The 20,909-nt window shown below is 64.6% G+C and carries 14 protein-coding genes; 8 read left to right on the forward strand and 6 right to left on the reverse strand.

Annotation, left to right across the window (positions count from 1 at the left end):
• Positions 1 to 725 precede the first annotated feature (725 nt).
• The 4 genes from JQ600_RS16160 (at position 726) to JQ600_RS16175 (ending at position 5,371) form a co-directional block, all read left to right on the forward strand.
• Positions 726 to 1,538 (forward strand): UDP-2,3-diacylglucosamine diphosphatase, encoded by an 813-nt coding sequence (locus tag JQ600_RS16160; RefSeq protein ID WP_192737752.1) that lies wholly within the window; start codon positions 726 to 728, stop codon positions 1,536 to 1,538.
• Positions 1,535 to 2,590 carry a glycosyltransferase family 1 protein gene (locus JQ600_RS16165; RefSeq protein ID WP_212391617.1) on the forward strand — a complete coding sequence of 352 codons (1,056 nt, stop codon included), beginning with the start codon at positions 1,535 to 1,537 and terminating at the stop codon, positions 2,588 to 2,590. The genes JQ600_RS16160 and JQ600_RS16165 overlap by 4 nt, the downstream gene beginning before the upstream one ends.
• Before the next feature lie 53 nt (positions 2,591 to 2,643).
• A complete protein-coding gene (locus tag JQ600_RS16170) occupies positions 2,644 to 3,633 on the forward strand; it encodes a threonine/serine dehydratase (protein WP_212391619.1) in 990 nt (329 codons plus the stop codon).
• Between the two features lie 226 nt (positions 3,634 to 3,859).
• Positions 3,860 to 5,371: an outer membrane protein gene (locus tag JQ600_RS16175; protein ID WP_212391621.1), complete on the forward strand. Its 1,512-nt coding sequence runs from the start codon at positions 3,860 to 3,862 to the stop codon at positions 5,369 to 5,371.
• Positions 5,372 to 5,441: 70 nt separating this feature from the next.
• On the opposite strand, the gene JQ600_RS16180 is transcribed toward JQ600_RS16175, so the two are convergent.
• The 3 genes from JQ600_RS16180 to JQ600_RS16190 all read right to left on the reverse strand — a co-directional run bounded on the left by JQ600_RS16180 (position 5,442) and on the right by JQ600_RS16190 (position 8,827).
• A complete protein-coding gene (locus JQ600_RS16180; protein WP_212391623.1) occupies positions 5,442 to 6,986 on the reverse strand; it encodes a caspase family protein in 1,545 nt (514 codons plus the stop codon).
• A 114-nt stretch (positions 6,987 to 7,100) separates the two neighbouring features.
• Positions 7,101 to 7,394, reverse strand: coding sequence for a hypothetical protein (locus JQ600_RS16185; RefSeq protein ID WP_212391686.1), 294 nt, complete (start codon positions 7,392 to 7,394; stop codon positions 7,101 to 7,103).
• Between the two features lie 65 nt (positions 7,395 to 7,459).
• A complete protein-coding gene (locus JQ600_RS16190) occupies positions 7,460 to 8,827 on the reverse strand; it encodes a hypothetical protein (RefSeq protein ID WP_212391625.1) in 1,368 nt (455 codons plus the stop codon).
• 76 nt (positions 8,828 to 8,903) lie between these two features.
• Between JQ600_RS16190 and JQ600_RS16195 the strand changes: the two genes are divergently transcribed.
• On the forward strand, positions 8,904 to 10,103 hold the full coding sequence (locus JQ600_RS16195) for an MFS transporter (RefSeq protein WP_212264239.1): 1,200 nt from the start codon (positions 8,904 to 8,906) through the stop codon (positions 10,101 to 10,103).
• Here the strand turns inward: JQ600_RS16195 and dgcA are convergent.
• The gene (gene dgcA / locus JQ600_RS16200; RefSeq protein WP_212391627.1) at positions 10,073 to 11,080 is read right to left on the reverse strand and encodes an N-acetyl-D-Glu racemase DgcA; all 1,008 of its coding nucleotides are present in this window, start codon (positions 11,078 to 11,080) and stop codon (positions 10,073 to 10,075) included. The genes JQ600_RS16195 and dgcA overlap by 31 nt on opposite strands.
• A 141-nt stretch (positions 11,081 to 11,221) precedes the next feature.
• On the opposite strand from dgcA, the gene JQ600_RS16205 reads away from it, so the two are divergent.
• The 3 genes from JQ600_RS16205 to JQ600_RS16215 all read left to right on the forward strand — a co-directional run bounded on the left by JQ600_RS16205 (position 11,222) and on the right by JQ600_RS16215 (position 14,155).
• Positions 11,222 to 12,355 (forward strand): ABC transporter permease, encoded by a 1,134-nt coding sequence (locus tag JQ600_RS16205; RefSeq protein ID WP_212391629.1) that lies wholly within the window; start codon positions 11,222 to 11,224, stop codon positions 12,353 to 12,355.
• 2 nt (positions 12,356 to 12,357) lie between these two features.
• Positions 12,358 to 13,128 (forward strand): ABC transporter ATP-binding protein, encoded by a 771-nt coding sequence (locus JQ600_RS16210; RefSeq protein WP_212264242.1) that lies wholly within the window; start codon positions 12,358 to 12,360, stop codon positions 13,126 to 13,128.
• A 115-nt stretch (positions 13,129 to 13,243) separates the two neighbouring features.
• Entirely contained in the window at positions 13,244 to 14,155 is a 912-nt protein-coding gene (locus JQ600_RS16215) for an MlaD family protein (protein ID WP_192737742.1), read from the forward strand.
• Positions 14,156 to 14,323: 168 nt separating this feature from the next.
• Here the strand turns inward: JQ600_RS16215 and JQ600_RS16220 are convergent, their stop codons facing one another.
• On the reverse strand, positions 14,324 to 14,770 hold the full coding sequence (locus tag JQ600_RS16220; RefSeq protein WP_212391631.1) for an SMI1/KNR4 family protein: 447 nt from the start codon (positions 14,768 to 14,770) through the stop codon (positions 14,324 to 14,326).
• A gap of 120 nt (positions 14,771 to 14,890) precedes the next feature.
• Positions 14,891 to 20,845 carry a negative regulator of septation ring formation gene (locus tag JQ600_RS16225; protein WP_212391633.1) on the reverse strand — a complete coding sequence of 1,985 codons (5,955 nt, stop codon included), beginning with the start codon at positions 20,843 to 20,845 and terminating at the stop codon, positions 14,891 to 14,893.
• Positions 20,846 to 20,909 lie beyond the last annotated feature (64 nt).

Raw genomic sequence — 20,909 nt, forward strand, 5'->3', positions numbered from 1 at the left:
GCTATCCCGTCCTACTCAGAAGGGCGTCGGCCGTCGTCACGGACGTTGGGCGGGTTGCGGTGGACGCTGGTTTACGCTGAGACGACGGCGTGGACGGGCGTACGGCAAAACCGTGTGGTCCTGGCACCCGTTGCAGGTGTCAAGCCGTCGGGTAGGCGAGAGCTGAACCGGCGGTGACGGAGTCAACCAAGAACTCGTCTCCGGGGAGATCACGGCATAAGCCGTAAAGCCATTGCGCAGGGAAGGCCGGGTGTTCTCCGCTGCCCTGTATGCTCGTGTGCAGCCTACTTAGTGCAAACCGCACACGAGACCGCGGGTGCAGCGCGCACCCGGTCTTCCCTGCGCCCTCTGTATTTAGGGCGGGAAGTTTCTAGCAAAGCTCGGGCGCAATGCGTCGCGAGATCGCGAAGCTGTATCCACGTCGTCCCGGCGAAGGCCGGGACCCATAGCCACCGAAGTCAGCGATTGAAAGAAAGTCGTCGAACATCGTTTTTCAAAACAAGCGCCGCGGCGTATGGGTCCCGGCCTTCGCCGGGACGACGAACCAGTTAGCGATCCGATGTGCGCAGCGCGGGCGGTGACCGTAAATCCACGTGACCTGCCGTCGTTTCACTGTCGCATCGTGCTGCTATCCGCTTTGGCAGGGGCGCGTCATCGATTCGCGTGGGGCTATCAGTCGCGTCGGTTGTCATCGCCCTGTCACAGGGATCTGTTAGGTGCACGGCATGGGTAGTGACTCCTCGAGTGAAGAGAGCCCGGAGCGGCGCTTTCGCACTTTGTTTATCTCCGACGTCCATCTCGGAGCCCGCGGCTCGCAAGCCGACCGGTTGCTGGACTTCCTCAAAAGCCACGACGCCGACACCATCTATCTGGTCGGCGATATCGTCGACGGCTGGGCGCTGAAGTCCAACTGGTACTGGCCGCAATCGCATAACGACTTCGTGCAGAAGATGCTGCGCAAGGCGCGCAAGGGCGCCAAGGTCGTTTACGTGCCCGGCAATCACGACGAGTTCCTGCGCAACTATTACGGCACCCATTTCGGCGGCATCGATGTGGTGGAAAACACCATTCATGAGGGCGCCGACGGCAAGCGCTATCTCGTCATCCACGGCGACATCTTCGATCTGGTGGTGCAGAACGCGCGCTGGCTCGCCCATCTCGGCGACAAGGCCTATGATTTCGCCATTCAGATGAATCGCCTGGTCAACTTCTTCCGGCGCATGTTCGGCGTGCCCTATTGGTCGCTGTCGCAATGGGCGAAGCTGAAGGTCAAGAACGCGGTGAATTATATCGGCGCATTCGAAAAGACCCTGGCCGGCGAAGCGCGGCGTCACGGCGCCGATGGCGTGATCTGCGGCCATATCCACTACGCCACCATCCGCGACGAGCACGGCATCCGCTACATGAACTGCGGCGACTGGGTCGAAAGCTGCACCGCGCTGGTCGAACACGAGGACGGCCGGTTCGAAATCATCACCTGGGCCGATCCGCAGCGCCGGCTGGCGCCGGTTCCCCGCGTCGCGGCGCGCGCGGCATGACACATATCCTGGTCGCGACCGATGCGTGGCATCCCCAGGTCAACGGGGTGGTACGGACGCTGACCATGATGGCGGAAGCCGCCAAAGGCTTCGGCGTCGACGTCAGCTTCCTGACGCCGCAATCGTTTCGCACCTTTGCGATGCCGAGCTATCCGGATTTGCAGCTCGCGCTGCCTTACCCGGCGAAGATCGCGGCGTTGATCGAAGCGGCCAAGCCCGACAGCATACACATCGCGACCGAAGGCCCGATCGGCCTTCTGGTTCGCCGCTATTGCCGCAAGCACGGACTGCCGTTCACCACCAGCTTCCACACGCGCTTTCCGGAATACGTCTCGGCGCGCTCGCCGATCCCGGAAAAATGGGTCTGGCGCGCGCTGCGCTGGTTTCACCGGCCGACCCAGGCGGTGATGGCGGCGACGCCGGCGCTTGCAGCTGAATTGCGCAAGCGCGGATTTCGCAATGTGGTGCTGTGGTCGCGCGGCGTCGACACGTCGCTGTTTCATCCGCGCACCGCCGACCTCTGTCTGCCGCAGCCGGTGTTCCTCAGTGTCGGCCGCGTCGCGGTCGAAAAGAATCTCGAGGCGTTCCTCGATCTCGATCTGCCCGGCACCAAGCTTATTGTCGGCGATGGCCCGGCCCGTGTGGCGCTGGAGCGGAAATATCCGGACGCGGTGTTCCTGGGCGCCCGGCACGGCGAGGAACTGGCGGAGATTTATGCGGCCGCCGACATCTTCGTGTTCCCCAGCAAGACCGACACCTTCGGCCTGGTGCTGCTGGAAGCGCTCGCCAGCGGCGTGCCGGTTGCCGCTTTTCCGGTCACCGGTCCCCGCGACGTGATCGGTGCGGCGCCGGTCGGCGTGCTCTCCGACGATTTGCGCGCCGCCTGCCTCGACGCGCTGCAGATATCGCCGCAGGCCTGTGTGGAGTTCGCCGCCGCCCACACCTGGCAGGCTTCGGCGCGGGTTTTTGTCGACCATGCGCTCAATGTCCGGGCCCCAGGCCCCGAAGGCGAGGTGGTCGAGTTTGTGGAAGACCCGCATTTCGCCGCCTGACTTCACCGGATTGCGTCTTGCCGGCCTGTCCACGGACGCGATACAAAGTCGTCATGACGGATCAAGCCTCGATGGCACCGATTGGTGCCGCAGATATCGATGCGGCGGCGCGGGTGGTTGCGCCCTTTGCGGTGCGAACGCCGCTGTTGTCGTTCCCGGTTCTCAACGAGCGCGTCGGAACCAAGGTCTTTCTCAAGCCGGAAATGCTGCAGCGGACCGGTTCTTTCAAGTTCCGAGGCGCCTTCAACAAGCTCGCCTCGATCCCGCAGGCCGAACGCGGCGGCGGTGTGGTCGCGTTCTCGTCCGGCAATCACGCCCAGGGTGTGGCGGCGGCGGCGCAGATCCTCAACATGCAGGCAACCATCGTGATGCCCAAGGACTCGCCGCTGACCAAGCGCGAGCGCACTAAGGGCTATGGCGCCGAAGTCGTGCTCTATGACCGCGACAAGGAAGATCGCGAGGCGATCTCTCAAGATATCGCGCGCAAGCGCGGCGCCACGCTGGTGCGCCCCTATGACGATCCTTTCGTGATCGCCGGGCAGGGCACTGCGGGCCGCGAGATATCAGAGGATATGGCCGCGCTCGGCCTGACGCCCGATATCGTGGTGGCGCCGGCTTCCGGCGGCGGACTGATTGCGGGCGTTGCGACGGCCATCAAGGCGCGCTTTCCGCAATCGACGCTCATCGTCGCCGAACCCGAGGGCTATGACGATCACGGTCTCTCGCTGCGCGCCGGCCATCGCGAAGCCCATCGTGCGGCCGATCGCACCATCTGCGACGCGCTGATGGCCGCGATCCCCGGCGTGATGACGTTCTCGATCAACAGCAAGCTGCTGGCCCAGGGCGTGGTTGCCTCCGACGCGGAAGTCGGGGCGGCGGTGGCCTATGCCTACCGGGAACTGAAGCTGGTGGTCGAACCCGGCGGCGCCGTCGGCCTCGCTGCCTTGCTGGCCGGCCGGATCGATGTGCGCGGCAAGAACGTCGTCATCGTTCTCTCCGGCGGCAATGTTGACGCCGACCTGTTCGCCAAGCTGGTCGCCTGAATGGGTGCGACCGGACGCCGCAGGCCGCGAGGGCTCAGCCCGACCTGATAGCGAGAACTGCCTAATCCCGTGATTCCCGAGCGCTTGCGCCTTAGTCCAACTGGTGGCCGGCCGGAGTCCAACCCATTGCTGTGGTAGTGTTGCACCGCAGGTACATGCGAGTTCCCCAAATGTAGGTACGTTGTTCCCGCTAAGGAACAGCTGAACGAACGTTGTGGAGCTTGGAATGAATATCCGGAAGTGCGGTCTGTGGATCTCGGCGACGGCGCTCGGCGCGATGATCCCGTTTGCAACCGCCCTGGCGGCCGATATGCCGGTGAAGGCCGCGCCGATCGTGGCTGCGGCTTATGACTGGTCCGGCGTCTATCTCGGTGTGCACGCCGGTTACGGCGGCGGCATGAAGGATTGGGATGCGCGCAACGCTGATTTCGTCGCCCGCGGATTCCTCGCCGGCGGTCAGGTCGGCATCAACAAGCAGATTTCAAGCTTCGTGTTCGGCCTCGAACTCGACGGTTCGTGGGCTGATATCAGTGGCTCGCAGTTTGTCAGCGTCGGCAGCGCGGCGCTCGGCGTCACCAGTTCCCAAACCGCCAGATCGAAGATCGACGGTCTCGTCACCATTGCAGGCCGGGCCGGCCTTGCGGCCGATCGCTGGTTCGTCTTTGCCAAGGGTGGCATCACCGTGGCGCACGAGCGTCATTCGATGGATGCTTCCGCGACCGGATTTGGCCAGGCCGGAACGGCTACCGCTAGCGGCAACGAGATTCGCTATGCGCCGATGGTTGGATTCGGTGCCGAGTACGCGCTGGGCGGCAACTGGTCGGTCAAGGGCGAGTACAACTACATCCATTTGGACACGACGACGACCACGTTGAGGGGCACCGCGACACAGGCCGGGCTCACCGCTCCGTTCAGGGTCGATCCTCAGATCGAAGAAGCGATCCATGTCGTCAAGGTCGGCGTCAATTATCGCTTCGGCGGCATTGCGAAAGACCCGTCCTATGCGCCGGTGCCTGCCGCGCCGGGCACCAACTGGTCGGGCGCCTATATCGGTGCGCAGGCGGGCTATGGTTTCGGCCGCAAGCAATGGCCGGACCTCGGGCAGGCCGTCGCTGTGACCAACCTGCCGCAGTATGACATGTCGGGGTGGCTGGCCGGCGGCACCGTCGGCGTCAATGCCCAGGCCGGGCGCTTCGTGTTCGGCGTCGAAGGCGAGATCCTGGGGACAGACATCAAGGGAAGCCAGGCGATTGCGCTTGCCGCTCCTGGTGTCACCCAGACCCTCAACTATGACAGCAAGATCGACTGGCTCGCGCTCGCAACCGCGCGTGCCGGCTTCGTCGTCGGCGATCGCCTGATGTTCTACGGCAAGGGTGGCCTTGCGATCGCGCAGGAGACGCACAATTTCAGTTTCGCCACGGTTGCCGTCCCGGGTCCGGGCAATATCGGGGCTAATGTATCCGCGAAGGCCGTGCATACCGGCGTGGTGGTGGGCGCCGGTGGTGAATACGCGCTCGGCAACAACTGGTCGATCAAGGCGGAATACGACTACATCAAGATGTTCGCGCAACAGGTCACGGCCACGGGCACCGTGAATTTTAACATCCCGGGCGTGCTTGTCGGTACCGGCGGCGGGGCCTTCCAGGGCAGCAAGCTGACCCAGGATCTGCACCTCGTCAAAATCGGCGTGAACTATCACTTCAGCCCGACGCCGACCGTGGTCACCGCGCGTTACTGATCGGCGCTGCGCAAAAGCTCATACGAAAAGGCCCCGGCATCGACCGGGGCCTTGTTGCATCATCGTGCGATCAGCGCCTGAACCCGCCGCCGCCAAACGAGCGGCCACCGCCAAACGAACCGCCGCCACCGAATGAGCGGCCACCACCGAACGAATGCCGCGAGTGAGCAAACGAGCTACGCGAATGGTTCGCGGCGAAGCGATGGCTGGAGTGGCTGTGGCTGTGCATGCCGCCGCCCATCCTGCGCGGTCCGCGATCGTGGAATCGGCTTTTGCCCTGCATGTGATTGGCATGGGCGTGGGCGTTCATCCCTGAGGAAGTGTTCGTGAACTTGCCCGGCCTGTGGCCGTTCATCGAGGCGGATGCATTCATGCCCTTTGCCGATGAGGCCAGGGATGGCGCCCGATGGCCGTGCGAAAAGCCATGTCCATGGTGGCCCGAATGCTTCGACAGCCGGTTGAAGTGCATCAGCGGAACGTTTCTCGGCTGTGTTTGCAGCCTCAATGCCGTGCGCGCATACGGACTATCGGGGAAGCGGTCGCGGAACGACCTGTATCCGCCAGATGTGTTGGTGAGCACCGCCTTGTGCCATGCATATGACTGCCGCCAGTTGCCGAGCAGCACGCGAACGCGATCGGACAGCGGGTCGGACGGATACAGCTGAATGAATTCCTCATAATGTTCGGGCGAACCTTCCGACAGGACGTAATCATAGGCCTGACGCACCGAACGCGAAGGCAGGTTCGACGCCATCTGAACCACCGGGCCGCGATCGGGCGCGCGGGTTGCCGCAACCGCCGTGTCGCCGAAGAAATAGAAGTCGTTGGTCAGCGACGAGCTTTCCCACGGCGTCTGCCGGCCGCCGGTGGCGTTGTTCACTTCGAGACGAACGCGCTTGAATAATTGCTCGATCGGCAGATTGGGCTGGCGCGCGATGTTCAGGAAGGCGGACGTATAGGGGCTGTGATTGCCATCGCCATCATGGGCTACCATGCCCGGCGCCGTCGAATATCCGACGATCGAGCCGGCCGGCGCATCGACCATCGCAAGGCCGCGCCCGGAATCGTCGACGTCGGGAAAGGGATTGTTGCGGCAGGCGTCGAGCACGACGATCCGCATCCGGCTCGATATGGTTTCCAGCGTTCCCATCAGATCGACCAGACGCAGCGAATTGCTGTCGAGATCCGACAGCTTGGAAATTCGCGCATCGATCGGCAGCAGGTAGTTCTCGCCCTCGAGCTGCACGCCGTGCCCGGCATAATAGACCATGGCGACGGCATTGGGTCCGCGATTGGAAACCCGGTCAACAAAATCCTCCACCGCCTTGATCATGTCGCTGCGCGTCAGATCGGTCGCCGTCGTGACTTCAAAGCCCGCCGTGTTGAGGAGCTGCGCTACCGATCGCGCATCGTTGCTCGGATTGGCGAGCCGCGGCGCGATCTGGTAGTTCGCGTTGCCGATCACGAGGGCGACCCGCTGCTCGGCGGGCAGCGATCGAACGCCGTCGCTGATGGCAGCGTTCACCGCCTCTGCAAAAGCGGTGCTGGTGTGCGCCAAGCTCAGCAGGCTGCCCAACAGACCGGCGCAAAGCGCCAATGATTTGAACCCTGGCATGGGTGTCCTCCATCCAATCTCAAGGCGAGATGTCCGGCGGACAGGCTAGATTGAGGTGGGGGTGCTGTACGTGACCTTGGTCACTTAGTTCCGTTACGCAACGTGAACCAGATTTCAGGGGAAGCTGCGAACAACCTCGATCGTACCGACGATCGCGGCGTTGAAGTCGTTCAGATCCTCGGCCGGAATCCAGTATTCCAGGTGAGCTTGTCCACCAGCGTCCTTGATATCGTAGCGATCGATGAAGCTTCGCCTCACCTTGAAGCGCGTCACAAATCCGGAACCGCTCGCTGGAACGTTCCAGTCGCGCGCAATTTTCACCGCGTATTCCTCAGTGAGGACAGGGTAGAAAATTGGCTGTTCAGGTAGCCGCGGAGGGAAGGCCCGCATGCCGGTCTGCCGGACCAGTTCGAGCTCTCAGGGGCCGACTGGTCGCCAAAGGGTCAGTGTCTCATCGTTGCCGGACATGTGACCTACGAAAAGAACGCGATCTTCTCGGCCTGGCTCATGCGCCGGATCGGGGCCAGCGGATCATTGGCAGCGACAGGTCTGCGTACGATGCCGCTGGCGATGATCGACGAGCCGAGCGAGACTTCCAGCGCCGGTTCCGGCATGGCTGCGGCAACGGGCTGAGGCGGTGGTTGAACCGGCGGCGCGACCGGTGCGGACATCATTGGCTCGGGCAATGCAGCGACGATTTCGGGCGGGGCCGGAAGCGGCTCGACAATCTGAGCCTCCTCAATAATCGGCTCCGCAAGCCGGGTTTCCTCAACCATCGGCATTGCGGCGTGGGTTTGCTCGATCTCCGGTTCGACGAACTCATCGTCGTCGATCGGATCGGGCGCGCCCATCTCCATCGCGATCATGTCGAGGACCGCCTCGTCATGGGCGTCGGCAGCCTCGGCGGTGAGTTCAATCCCGGCCGTCTCGGCGGTTTCCACTTCCTCCAGCGCGGCCTCGGCCTGGGAGACCACGGCTTCAGCGACCATAACTTCAGCGACCATAACTTCAGCGACGACGGCTTCGGCGGCCGGAGCTACGGCGAGGGTCGAAACGGAACTGGTTGCAGCCTGGGCTTCCGATGCGGGCGCCTCCTCGATGACCTCGGCGACAGCCGGGGATTCATCCTGCGCCACCGGGGTGGGCGCGGCGACATACGCCCCAGCAATTGGTGTCTCAGCAGTCGGCGCCTCGGCAACCGGGGCGGGCGTCTCTTCATCGCTGAATTCTGCGATCCGTCCGGCAAGCGAAGCGAACGCGGCCTCCAATGCGGCCTTGGCCTCGTCGGAGGAGATTTGCTCGGCGCCCTTCTCGATGACCTGAACCTGCGAATCGATCAGGTCGCAGATTCGGCTGTCATTGCCGATTTCCCGCAAGCGCCAGGCGATCTCCCGAATCACCCGCGCGCCCTTGCGCACCGGCGCCAGCTTCTCGTTCAGCGCCAGTCCGTCGATCGCCCCCATCGCCGAGGTCTGCGCCGCCTCCAACGCCCCGCGAATCGCAATCAAGGCCTCAACTAATTTGGCCTCGGCGAGGCTATTGTCTGCGACGACGTCCGCCGCCGCTCGCTGTGCGTTGGCAGCTTCGCGCTGTGCGTTCGCAGCCTCCCGCTGGATCGCGAGGCTCTCTTCCTTCTGCGCGGCGAGGCTTTGCTCGATCCGCGCCACCGCATCGAGCACCATGCTGGTGTCGGCGTTGCGGTTGCGCTTGGCGTACTCGCCGAGAAACCAGCGGCCCCGCGAAGTCTCCATGAAGGCTTCGCTGATTGCAGCATAGTCTTCCTCGCCCGGCAGCGCGGCGCGTGCTGAGATCGGCGAAAGGGCGAATGCTTCGTCGGCCATGCTAAACTCTTCGCGCAAATCACCGCGCGTTGCGATAACGAAACAACACGATATCGGGCGAATCGCAATTGAATTGATGCCAAGCGAATCACAAATCCCCATCGCATCTCAAGGCGCATCGAAGCGATTCGCGGCGCGGCTGGCGCTGTTCTACGGCGCGACGTTCGGGACGATGGGCACCCATCTGCCGTTTTTCACGCTGTGGCTGAAGTCGGTTGGCATCGATGCCTCCTGGATCGGAATCATTTCCGCGGTTCCTGCGGTGACGCGCTTTACCGTGCTGCCGTTCGTGACGGGTGCCGCCGGGAGGCGCTATTCGCTGCGCGCGGTCCTGATCGTCACCGCGACCGCCACCGCGCTCGGCTTTGCGGTGATCGGCACGCAATATCTGCCGCTCGCAGTGTTGCTCGCTTATGCCGTGACCTGCTGCCTGTGGACGCCGATGGTGCCGCTGACGGACGCCTACGCGCTGGGTGGGGTGGCGCGCTATGGCCTGAATTACGGACCGCTAAGGCTGTGGGGCTCGGCGGCCTTCGTGGTGGGCGCGTTGATCTGCGGTCTGCTGGTCGACTTCATTGCGGCTAGCCAGCTGATCTGGGTCATTGCGGCGATGGCGGCGCTCGGCGCGGTCGCGAGCCTGGGGCTGCAGCCGCTGGACCGGCCAAAACCTCCAGCGACCGCGGTGCTTGGCGCGAGCGCCTTGCTGCGAGATCCCGGTTTCCTCGCCATCATTGTCGCGGCCGCCCTTATCCAGGGCAGCCACGCCGCCTATTACGCCTTTGCTTCCATCACCTGGCAGGCGTCCGGCCTGGACGGGCTGACCATCGCCGGCCTGTGGGTGCTGGGCGTGCTCGCCGAGATCGTGGTGTTCGCGCTCTCGCCGCGTTTCACGCTGGCACCTGCGCTGCTGGTGGTGATCGGCGCGCTCAGCGCGGTGGCGCGCTGGCTGATCACCGCGCAGGAGCCCTCGGTCGTGGTGTTGTCCCTGGTGCAGCTCGCGCATGGCCTGACCTATGGACTGACGCAGGTCGGCATCATGGGTCTGCTGGTGCGTCACGTGCCCGGCCATGTGATGGCGCGCGGGCAGGGCTATCTTGCGGCCTGCGGCGGCATCGTCAGCGGCACGGCGTCGGTGGTGTCGGGATTGGTCTATGCGGGCTATGGGCAGCGGGTCTATTACGTGATGGCGGCGATGGCGCTGCTGGCTGCGATCGTGATGTGGCTGGCGCGGCACCGCCTCGCGCGTCAGCCCCAGAGCGCGGCTTCCGGCGGATAGACCAGACTGCCTTCGTAGCGCAGTCCATCGACGCGGTCGTGCGCCAGCAATAGCGGGCCGTCGAGGTCGACGAAGCGCGCGTGCTGCGCCAGCAGCATTGCGGGGGCCATCGCGAGCGAGGTGGCAACCATGCAGCCGATCATGATTTCGAAGCCGAGTGCGTGCGCGGCATCCGCCATATCAAGCGCTTCTGTCAGTCCGCCTGTTTTGTCGAGCTTGATGTTGACGGCGTCATAGCGTTCGCGAAGGCCGCTGAGCGAGGCGCGGTCATGCACGCTTTCGTCGGCGCACACCACGATCGGCCGCTTGATGCGCGCCAGCGCGGCGTCATTGGCGGCGGCAAGCGGTTGCTCGACCAGCGTCACGCCGAGTTCCGCGCAGGCGTGCAGGTTCCGTTCGAGGTTGTCCGAGGTCCAGGCCTCGTTGGCGTCCACGATCAATTCGGATTCGGGGGCAGCCTTGCGGACGGCAGCGATCCGCCTCTCGTCGCCGTCGCCGCCGAGCTTGATCTTGAGCAGCGGGCGGCGCGCGGCCTTGGCGGTCGCTGCCGCCATCGCCTGCGGCGTTCCCAGCGAAATCGTGAAGGCGGTGGTGCAGGCTCGCGGCGCCGGCCGGCCGAGCAGGGTCCAGACCCGCTGGCCCCTGCTTTTGGCCTCGAGGTCCAGCAGCGCGCAATCCAGCGCGTTACGGGCGGCGCCTGCTGGCATCGCAGCCTGCAGGGCCGTTCGGTCCAATCCCCTGGACAGCGGTTCCTGCATCGCCTGAAGGGCAGCCAGGGTCGCTTCCGCCGTTTCGCCATAGCGGGGATAGGGAACGCACTCGCCGCGCCCGGTATGGCCGCCATGGCTGACTTCGGCCACGACGGTAACCGCTTCCGTCTTGGCCCCCCGGCTGATGGTGAACGAGCCGGCGATCGGCCAGCGTTCAATGCGGGCAACAAGCTGTCGGGCAAATTCTTGGGATCGGCTGGAAGTCATTTTAAAATCTGGCAATTTCTGAACCGCGCGCTTGCTCGCCGCAACCAACTATGGCTGGTTAGGGACAGATTCTACAAGGCAATGCGGCGTGCCGGACCATACCTTTTGCATCATTAGCGGGCGGGCCAGGGGGCGGGCATCGTGAGCGCAGACCCGACACTGGAGCGGATAGCCCAGGGCAACGGGCTTGCGCTGTGCGCTGCCGGTTCGTGGACGGCCCGCTTTGCCCCGGTGCTCGAGAAAATGGTGGCCGACGCCGAGAAGCTTCGCGGCAGCCGCCCGAACATCTTCATCGACGTCTCGCAGGTGTCGAAACTCGATACGTTCGGCGCCTGGCTGATCGAACGGCTGCGCCGCAGCCTGACCGAGGGTGGCATCGAGGCCAAGATCGCGGGCCTGTCGGCGAATTATTCCAGTCTCGTCGACGAGGTGCGCCGGGTCAAAGCCGAGCCGGTCGTCCAGGCCCGTTCGGTGACGATCACGGGCATGCTGGAGCAGATCGGGCGCAGCGTGGCCGGCGTCGGCGGCACCCTGGTTGGATTGATCGAGATGCTCGGCGCGGTGCTGGCAGCGGCCGGCCATGTCCTGATTCGTCCCCGCGGTTTCCGCCTGACCTCCACCGTGCATCATCTGGAGCAGGTGTGCTGGCGCGCGGTGCCGATCGTGGTGCTGATCACGTTCCTGATCGGTTGCATCATCGCGCAACAGGGCATTTTCCATTTCCGTCAGTTCGGTGCCGATATTTTCGTGGTCGACATGCTCGGCGTGCTGGTGCTGCGCGAGATCGGCGTGCTGCTGGTGGCGATCATGGTGGCAGGCCGTTCGGGCTCGGCCTACACCGCCGAACTCGGCTCGATGAAAATGCGCGAGGAGATCGACGCGCTGCGCACCATGGGTTTCGATCCGATCGAGGTCCTGATCCTGCCGCGCATGCTGGCGCTGGTAATGGCGTTGCCGATTTTGGCTTTCCTCGGCGCGATGGCAGCACTCTATGGCGGCGGCCTCGTGGCGTATCTCTATGGCGGCGTCGAACCAGAAGCCTTCCTGCTGCGGCTGCGCGACGCCATCTCGATCAATCATTTCATCGTCGGGCTCATCAAGGCGCCGGTCATGGCCGCGGTGATCGGCATCGTGGCCTGTGTCGAGGGGCTTGCGGTGCAGGGCAGCGCCGAATCGCTCGGACAACACACCACGTCGTCGGTGGTGAAGGGAATTTTCCTGGTCATCGTCATGGATGGCGTGTTCGCCATCTTCTTCGCATCGATCGGAATGTGACCATGGTGGGCGAGATTTCCGACGCCATCATCCGGGTCCGCGACATCACCGTCCAGTTCGGCAAGACGCGGATTCTCGACGGGCTCAATCTCGACGTGAAGCGCGGCGAGATCCTGGGCTTTGTCGGCCCGTCGGGCGCGGGCAAATCCGTGCTGACGCGCACCATCATCGGCCTCGTGCCCAAGGTCGCCGGCCGCATCGAAGTGTTCGGCGTCGATCTCGACAAGGCCTCTACGGCCGAGCGGCGCGGCGTGGAACGGCGCTGGGGCGTGCTGTTCCAGCAAGGCGCGCTGTTTTCCTCGCTTACCGTGCGGCAGAACATCCAGTTCCCGGTGCGCGAATATCTCAACCTCTCGCAGCGCCTGCTCGACGAGGTCATGGTGGCCAAGCTCGGCATGGTGGGCCTGAAGCCCGAAGTCGCGGACAGGTTTCCGTCCGAGCTTTCCGGCGGCATGATCAAGCGCGTGGCGCTGGCGCGCGCGCTCGCGCTCGATCCGGAACTGGTGTTCCTGGACGAGCCGACCTCGGGCCTCGACCCGATCGGCGCCGGCGATTTCGACGAGCTGGTCCGCACCCTGCAGCGTACTTTGGGGCTGACCGTTTTCATGGTAACCCACGACCTCGACAGCCTTTACACGGCTTGCGACCGTATCGCCGTTTTAGGGAACGGTAAGATCATTGCAGCAGGATCAATTGCCGACATGCAGGCCTCGCAGCATCCATGGCTGCAGCAATATTTTCACGGCAAGCGCGCCCGCGCTGTGATGGGCTAGAGCGTTTTCGAGCGAAGCGGGTCCCGGTTCGCGTGAAGAAAACGCGTCAAAAGGATAAAGTCGGGCGCCTGGTTCTGATCAGAACCGAGCGTCTAGTACCGGAGTAATTCGAGTTATGGAAACGCGGGCGAATTACGTCCTGATCGGTGCCTTCACCCTGGCGGTGATCGCGGCGGCGTTCGGCTTTGTGCTCTGGTTCCAGAGTCTGCACACCACCAAGGCGCGCAGCCCGCTGCGGGTGATTTTCGAAGGCCCGGCGACCGGCTTGCGCAATGGCGGCAGTGTCAATTTTAACGGTATCCGGGTAGGCGAAGTTGTCCGCGTGAAGCTGGACAACCCGCGTCGCGTCGTCGCACTGGCGATGGTCGAGAACAACGCGCCGATCCGCAAAGACACCCTGGTCGGCCTCGAATTCCAGGGACTGACCGGCGTGGCTGCGATCTCGCTCAAGGGCGGCGAGGAGGGGGCGCCTCCCGTGCCGCTGGACGAGGACGGCGTTCCGGTTTTGACCGCCGATCCGGCCGCGCTGCAGGATGTCACCGAGTCGATCCGCGCCACCTTGCAAAACGTCAACCGGATCGTCGCCGACAACCAGGAATCAGTGAAGAACTCGCTGCGGAACCTCGAGACCTTTACCGGAGCGCTCGCGCGCAACTCCGAGAAGATCGACAACGTCATGCTCAAGGTCGACGGCGTCATGCTCAAGGCCGACAATCTCATGCTCGGCCTCAACACCATCGCGGGCGGTGCCAACGGCGGCGAGTTGAACCTGATGGTGAAGTCGATCCGCGAACTGGCTGACGATCTCGACAAGCGCACGGGCGCGCTGATTTCCGATGGCCGCCGGACTCTCGCCGACATCAGCCGTGCGGTGAACAATTTCGACCGCAATCCGAGCCGGGTGATTTTCGGCGGCGGCAACAACGCCGCGCCGGCAGAGCCCGCGGCAGCACCGCCGCCGGCCAGGCCCGCCGCGCCCAGACCGCCTGCCGCGGCGGCAGCACCGAGTGGACAGAAGCGACAGTAATTGGCGAATGGGAAATGGCGAGTAGCGAGTAGATCGCTACGAGAGCCGTCATTGCGAGCGAAGCGAAGCAATCCATGTCGCCCAGTGCGCACAGTTGGATTGCTTCGTCGTAGGCGCCGTGTGTCAATTGGTGCCCTGGACTGTAAGCCCATGGCGGCGACCGGCGGATTACGCGTCGCCCCACGTCCGGATTTTTTCCAGGAAGGCTTCGAAGGTCGGTGCCACTTCGTAAGGTTTTACAGGTTCGGCTCCCGTCAGGTCACAGTAAACAATGCGCCCCGAAAACTGTCCGGGGATACCCAAGCAAAAAATGTTGCCACCGGAATCGCAAGCGATAGGCAAGAGACGATGGTCCGGAAGGCGTTCGCGCGCAAATTTGATGTTCCAGGACAGGTTGCTCGTTTCAACACCTCGCCCGATTCCAAAAAATATCTGAATGTCCGTCGGGCTACCCGGTAGACGGTCGATATCTATCGTGTCCGGCACGGGTCGACCGCCGTTATTTTTCAACAAGAAGTCCTTGTAAGAAGCAGGCAGCTTGCCACCGATTGCAGCCTCTACTTCGGCGATACGGCTGGTGTCGATTTGAGGGCCCGGATTGTCAATCGTGATCATAGCTCATGGCCCAGTTTTGAAACCGCCAGCGTGCCTCTTGCCGACCGAAAGATAAACTACGAACCAAAAAAACGGAGGCATCGCTGCCTCCGTTTTCATTCACTACTCGCTATTCGCCCGTTATCCCAGCCGTCCCGCCGCATGCGCGAGCAGGGTGTAGACGAGGCCGGTCTCCGAGGTCAGGTGGCCGCGCAGCGCCTGCGGACCGCGATCCTCCCGCGCAACTTCGTCGAGCAAGCGTTCGAACTCGGCGATGTAGCGGTCGACCGTCTGCTTGAACGCACGGTCGGCGCGATACTTGCGGGCGACCTCATCGAACGCCTTCTGGCCGGCGGGCGTATAGAGCCGCTTGGTGAAGGCCTTGCTCTCGCCGCGCTGATAGCGATCCCACATCTCGGCCGCGAGATTGCGATCCATCAGCCGGCCGATGTCGAGCGACAGCGATTCCAGCGGATTGGCCGGGCCGCCTTGCGGCGCGCGCGGGCGGGGAGCCTCGCGTCCGCTCGGACCACCGGCGTCGGTGCGGCTGAGCAGGTCGGACAGCCATCCGTCGCGTCCACCGTCCTGGCTGCTCGCCGGGCTGACCGGCGGGGCTTCGGTGCGGCGCGTCGCCGGCATGCCGAGATCCGGCGGCGGCAGGTTCGATGCGCTGCCGGTGTCGCGCATGCGCACGTCGTTGCGGCCGCCGCTAGCGGCTGCTGCCATCACCGGTTCTTCCTGGCGTTGCACGCTGGCGCGGCTCGTCGTCATGACGTCGAGGCCGCGGCCGTGATGGGCGACGATCCGGTTGAGTTCGGCCAGCGCCTCGATCTGGTCGACGATCACCTTGCGCATCTGCGCGGTGTTGTCGGCGGCCTCCTGCGGCATTTCGAGCACGCCGCGGCGCAGTTCGTTGCGGGTCGCCTCGAGCTCGTGATGCATCTCGGATGCCATCTGCTTCATGGCCACCACCATGGCGCCGAACTTCTCGGTCGACTGCTTGAACATCGCGTCCGTTTCGGCGTTGCTCTGCTGGTACAGTTCGTTCATGGCGTCGATGGTCTGGTGCCGCTCGTTTTCGGCTGCGACACGAACCGCTTCGAACTGCCGGCTGATCGCGGCAGAACCGGCGCCGGCGGTTTCCGCCACCACGCGGGCGATGTCGCGGGCGCGTTCCTCGGCGGCGGCAAGCGATTCATCCAGCAAGCCGGTGAAGCGCGACAGCCGCTGATCGAGGTCGGTGGTGCGCAAATCGATGGTGGTCACCAGCGATTCAAGTTGCGATTTGCGTTCGGCGACAGACGTCGTGGTGGTGCGGTTGGCCTGTTCGACCGCCGTGGCGGCATCGACCAGCGCCTTGCCGTGGGTTTCGAACTCGCTCGACAGCGAGCCGAGATCCTCCAGCGCCTTCGAGGTCTTGGTGTTGAAGGTGGTGAGCTGGTCTTCCAGCGTCTGGGTCGCAACGCCGTTGCGCGAGGTGACGTCGTTCATGGCGGACACGAAGTCGGCCACGCGGGTCACCAAAGCGCGCTCCAGCGAGTTGAGGTTGTCGTGGGCGCCGGTCAGCACTTCCTGCAGCAGGATGTTGCCTTCACGCAGCCGCTCGAACAGCGCGACGGTGTCGGTGCGCAGGATCTTGCTGGTCTCCTGCATTTCGGTGACGGCCGCGATCGAAACCTGACGCGACTGGTCGATGGCCGAACGCGACGACTGCTCGAGATCCTTCAGCGACTTGGCCACCGCGCCGGTTGCCATATCGCCGGCGGAGGTGATCGTGCGGGCGACTTCCGAGCCATGGGTCGCCATCGATTGCGAGAACGCCTGGCCCCTGGTCTCGATCGACTTCAGCGAGTCGGCGGTGACGCGGTCGAGCTCGGTCGTGAGCTGGGTGGTCTTGGCGCTGAGCGCTTCGACCAGCGAGCCACGGCGGCTGTCCACGATCTGCGCCAGACGATCGGTCTGCTGCTGGACATAGGTGACGATTTCGTCGGTCTTGCCGGTCATCGTCGAGCCGAAATTGCTGCTGGCTGACAGCACCGAGCGTTCGATATCGGCCGAGGTCGTCTTGACCTTGGAGCTGACTTCGTTCGAGGCGGCGACGAGCGCACTCTGTGCATTCTGCGCGCTGGCCTGGATCGCGTTCTGCGCAGTCTGCGCCGTGGTCTGGATGTTGTCGGTGGTGGCGGCGGTGACCGCAGCGAGCGAACGCTCGATGTCGCTGGCGATCGCCTTGATCTGGCTTGCGGCGTCGGCCGAGGTCGCGGCGAACGAGCTCTGCGCTTCGCGCGCGGTGCCGAGGATCGAGGCGGCGGTGCCGGCGCCGACCGCGCTCAGCGTACGTTCGACATCGATGGCCAGCGACTTGACGTGGTCGGCGGCTTCCGTCGACGCGGTGGAAAGCGCGCTCTGCGCTTCACGGGCGCCTGATGTGATCGACTCGGCGGTGGCATTGCCTGCCATCGAGAGCGAACGTTGCATGTCGGCTGCCAGCGACGCGACCTTGGTCGCGACATCAGTCGATGCCGTGAGGAGGGTGTTCTGAGCTTCGCGCGCACCCGACGTGATGGCTTCGGCAGTGGCCGTACCCGCGGCAGACAGCGAACGCTCGACATCGGCCGTGAGCGACTTGACCTGGCTGGTCGCATCCGTGGAAACGGTGACGAGGGTGTTCTGGGCTTCGCGTGCACCTGACGTGATGGCCTCGGCTGTGGCGGTACCGGCGGCCGAGAGCGAGCGTTCGACGTCGGCAGCGAGCGACTTGACGTGGCTGGCTGCATCAGCGGACGCGTTGATGAGGGTGTTCTGGGCGTCGCGGGCACCGGCGGTAATCGATTCGGCGGTGGCGGTGCCGGCGATCGACAGCGAGCGCTGGACGTCGGCGGCGAGCGACTTGACCTGGTTCGCCGCATCCGTGGACGCGTTGACCAGCGTGCTCTGCGCCTCGCGGGCGCCGGCGGTAATCGATTCGGCGGTGGCGGTGCCGGCGATCGACAGTGAGCGCTGGACGTCGGCGGCCAGCGACTTGACCTGGTTGGTGGCCTCCGTGGAGGCCGCGATCAAGGTGCTCTGGGCTTCGCGGGCGCCGGTCGTGACGGCTTCGGCCGTGGCGGATCCGGCGGCCGACAGGGCACGTTCGACGTCTGCGGCGAGCGACTTGACCTGGCTTGCCGCGTCCGCGGACGCCGTAACCAGCGTGGTCTGGGCCTCGCGGGCGCCGGAGAGCACCGACGCAGCGGTGGCGTTGCCGGCGGCCGAGAGCGTGCGCTCGACGTCGTCGGCCAGCAATTTGATCTGGGACGCAGCTTCGCTGGAAGCCGAGACCAGCGAGGTCTGGGCCTCGCGGGCGCTGGTGAGGATCGAGTTCGCGGCACCGGTGCCGACGGCGGTGAGGGAGTTTTCGACCTCGGCCGATGTCAGCCTCAGCTGGGCGCCGACATCGGACGAAACCGTGAGCAGCGCCTGCTGCGCGGTGCGCGCGCCGGTCTGGATGGTTTCAGAGGTGTTGACCACGAGGTTGGTGAGCGAGCGCTCGGCGTCCTCGACGTGCGACCTGATGCCCGAGGACAGCAGTTCGGCGCGGGCCATGAGGTCGTCGCTGGCCTGACGGCCGCTGCTTTCGATACGGCCGGCCACGGCTTCGACGCGCGAGCCGAGCAAATCCTCGAACTGGGCGACGCGCATGTCGATGTCGGTGGCGATGGCGCCGACCCGGGTTTCGATACCCTGGTGGATATCCTGGAACCGCGCCGCGATCGTGTCGGTCAGATAGGCGCTGCGGCCGTCGATGGTCTGGGTCACGCTGGTGATGCGCTGGTCGACGGCTTCGACTGCCTGTGCGGTGCCAACCGTCAGCGACGTGGTGACGTTGGAGAGGCGCTGGTCGATGGCTTCGACCGCTTGGGCGGTGCCAACCGTCAGCGACGTGGTGACGTTGGTGAGGCGCTGGTCGATGGCTTCGACCGCTTGCGCAGCGCCAACGGTCAGCGACGTGGTGACGTTGGTGAGGCGCTGGTCGATAGCTTCGACGGCTTGCGCGGCGCCAACCGTCAGCGACGTCGTCAGGTTGGTAAGGCGGGAGTCGATCGACTGGATGGCCTGCGTGGTGCCTCCGGTCAGCGACGAGGTGAGTTCGGTGAGACGCGAGTCGATCGAGTGGATCGCCTGCGCGGCACCGTCGGTCAGCGAACTCGCCAGTGTGCCGAGGCGATCATCGATCGTCTCCGTGACGGACCTGGCGCGGGTGTCGAAGGTCTGCTCCAGCGCTTTCAGGCGGCCGTCGACGGTCTCGTCGAACGACCTGATCTTGGTGTCGAGCGAGTTGTCGAGATGGTTGACGCGCGTGCTCAGCGTGGTTTCGAACTGCAGCAGGCGCTGATCGAGCGAGGCGGTGATCTCGCCGCTGTTGGAGATCAGGCGGGTGTCGAAGGTATCGACATAGTTCTTCAGGCTGTCGGCGATGTCCTGCGTCCGCTGGCCCATGCGTTCGACGATCTCGCCGCCGAAGGTTTTGACGGTGCGGTCGAATTCGGAGATGTGACGGGTGATCAGGGCGCCGAGCGTGCCTGAGTCGCGGGCGAATTTCTCGACCAGTTCGCTGCCCTGGTTCTGCACCAGTTCGTCGAACGCGCTCATCTGCAGCGAGAGGCTGTCATGCGCGGTCTCGGTCTGGCTGACGACCTTGGCGACCAGCGAGTTTACGGTCACGTCGAGCGCGTCGCTGGCCTTGTCGCCGGAGGTCATGATGCGGGTCGCCAGGCGGTTGCCGGCCTCGTCGATCTTGCTGACGAGATCGCCGCTGCGCAGTTCGAGCTCGAGCAGCAGCGAGTCGCTGGAATTCTTCAGGGAGTCGTGGACCTGTTCGGTGCGGTCGGAAATGCCGTCGACGATGGTCGAGGAACGCTGCTCGAACTCGCCGGTGATGCGGTCGATGCGCTCGTTCAGCATCTCGTGGACGCGATCGGCCAGATCGACGAACTCGTCATGGACGTGGCCGGTCTTGAAGTTGAGGCTGGTGGTCAGCCGTTCCGAGGCGTCGAGCACGGCGCGCGTGGTCTCGGCGCTGGCTTCCTCGAGGCGGTCGAGCAGGTCGCCGCCGCGCTCACCGAGCGCGAGGATCATGTTGTCGCCGGCATGGCTCAAGGCGGTGGTGATGTGGGCGCCGCGTTCTTCCAGCGCGCCGGTGATGCTTTTCGCGACTTCGTCGACGCGCGAGGCGATCGCGTCCGAGATCAGCGCGATGTCGTGGCGCAGGTCGATCTGCACGCCGGAAATGGCGCTGCGAACCTGCTCGGCCTGGCCGACCAGGTTGTCGCGCTGATGGGCGATGTCCTGCAGCAGCGCGCGGATGCGCACTTCGTTGTCGGAATAGGCACGCTCCAGCGCCGCGACTTCGTTGGCCACCAGCGTTTCCAGTTCGCCGGCGCGCGCGATCGCGCGTTCGACGCCGTCGCCCATGGCAGCTACTTCGCGGCGGATCGCCTGGCCGACCGTCACCATCGAGTCGGAGGCGGCACCTTCGGGCTCGGAGAAGCGGATCGCGACCTGCGCCATCGATTGCGCGATCATCCGCATTTCCTGGCCGCGCCAGGCAAGGCTCGCGAGGAAATAGAACAGCAGCACCGGCGCAAAGAACAGCGCGGCGAGGCCGCCCAGCACCAGCACGCCGCCGCTCTGTCCCATTGCGGCCTGCAGCGAAGGCAGGAACGCGGCGGTCAGCAGCGCGCAGCCGACGATCCAGACGCCGGCGAACACGGTGGCAAGCGTATAGACGCCGCGGGCAGGGCGGCCCTTCTGGATTGCCTGCAGAATCTGTCCGATGGTTTCGCGGTCATCGTTGGCGGCGCGGCGCGGGGCGCGCGGCTCTTCGATCGGATCGAAGACCTGGCGGTCGCCGCCAGAACGCGTATCAACGCGCGTATCGAACGGGGTTTCGGAGTAGGGCGGGGGCGCGGACGAAATGCTTGATGGCGAAAGGTCGTTGTTGCCGATCGAATTGCGATTGGGATCGACAGTGGTGTCACTGATGTTCAGCGCTTCCTGAATGGCGGAAAGCGCGACTTCGGTGGGATCTTTGACCTTCTTGGGATTGTTCGCCATGTTCAGTCGAGCCCTCTTACTTTTTTACGCGTCCAGCTGGTCTTGCAAACGCCCCCGCAAGCCC

This window comes from Bradyrhizobium sp. AUGA SZCCT0176, from assembly GCF_018130145.1.
In the GTDB taxonomy this organism is placed as follows: Bacteria; Pseudomonadota; Alphaproteobacteria; order Rhizobiales; family Xanthobacteraceae; genus Bradyrhizobium.

Bases quoted from the DNA above. Each gene is read 5' to 3' on its own strand.
- JQ600_RS16190 (WP_212391625.1), bottom strand. From the start codon at position 8,827: ATGGCCGACGAAGCATTCGCCCTTTCGCCGATCTCAGCACGCGCCGCG.
- JQ600_RS16175 (WP_212391621.1), top strand. From the start codon at position 3,860: ATGAATATCCGGAAGTGCGGTCTGTGGATCTCGGCGACGGCGCTCGGC.
- JQ600_RS16170 (WP_212391619.1), top strand. From the start codon at position 2,644: ATGACGGATCAAGCCTCGATGGCACCGATTGGTGCCGCAGATATCGAT.
- dgcA (WP_212391627.1), bottom strand. From the start codon at position 11,080: ATGACTTCCAGCCGATCCCAAGAATTTGCCCGACAGCTTGTTGCCCGC.
- JQ600_RS16210 (WP_212264242.1), top strand. From the start codon at position 12,358: ATGGTGGGCGAGATTTCCGACGCCATCATCCGGGTCCGCGACATCACC.
- JQ600_RS16180 (WP_212391623.1), bottom strand. From the start codon at position 6,986: ATGCCAGGGTTCAAATCATTGGCGCTTTGCGCCGGTCTGTTGGGCAGC.
- JQ600_RS16195 (WP_212264239.1), top strand. From the start codon at position 8,904: ATGCCAAGCGAATCACAAATCCCCATCGCATCTCAAGGCGCATCGAAG.
- JQ600_RS16165 (WP_212391617.1), top strand. From the start codon at position 1,535: ATGACACATATCCTGGTCGCGACCGATGCGTGGCATCCCCAGGTCAAC.
- JQ600_RS16225 (WP_212391633.1), bottom strand. From the start codon at position 20,845: ATGGCGAACAATCCCAAGAAGGTCAAAGATCCCACCGAAGTCGCGCTT.
- JQ600_RS16160 (WP_192737752.1), top strand. From the start codon at position 726: ATGGGTAGTGACTCCTCGAGTGAAGAGAGCCCGGAGCGGCGCTTTCGC.
- JQ600_RS16215 (WP_192737742.1), top strand. From the start codon at position 13,244: ATGGAAACGCGGGCGAATTACGTCCTGATCGGTGCCTTCACCCTGGCG.
- JQ600_RS16220 (WP_212391631.1), bottom strand. From the start codon at position 14,770: ATGATCACGATTGACAATCCGGGCCCTCAAATCGACACCAGCCGTATC.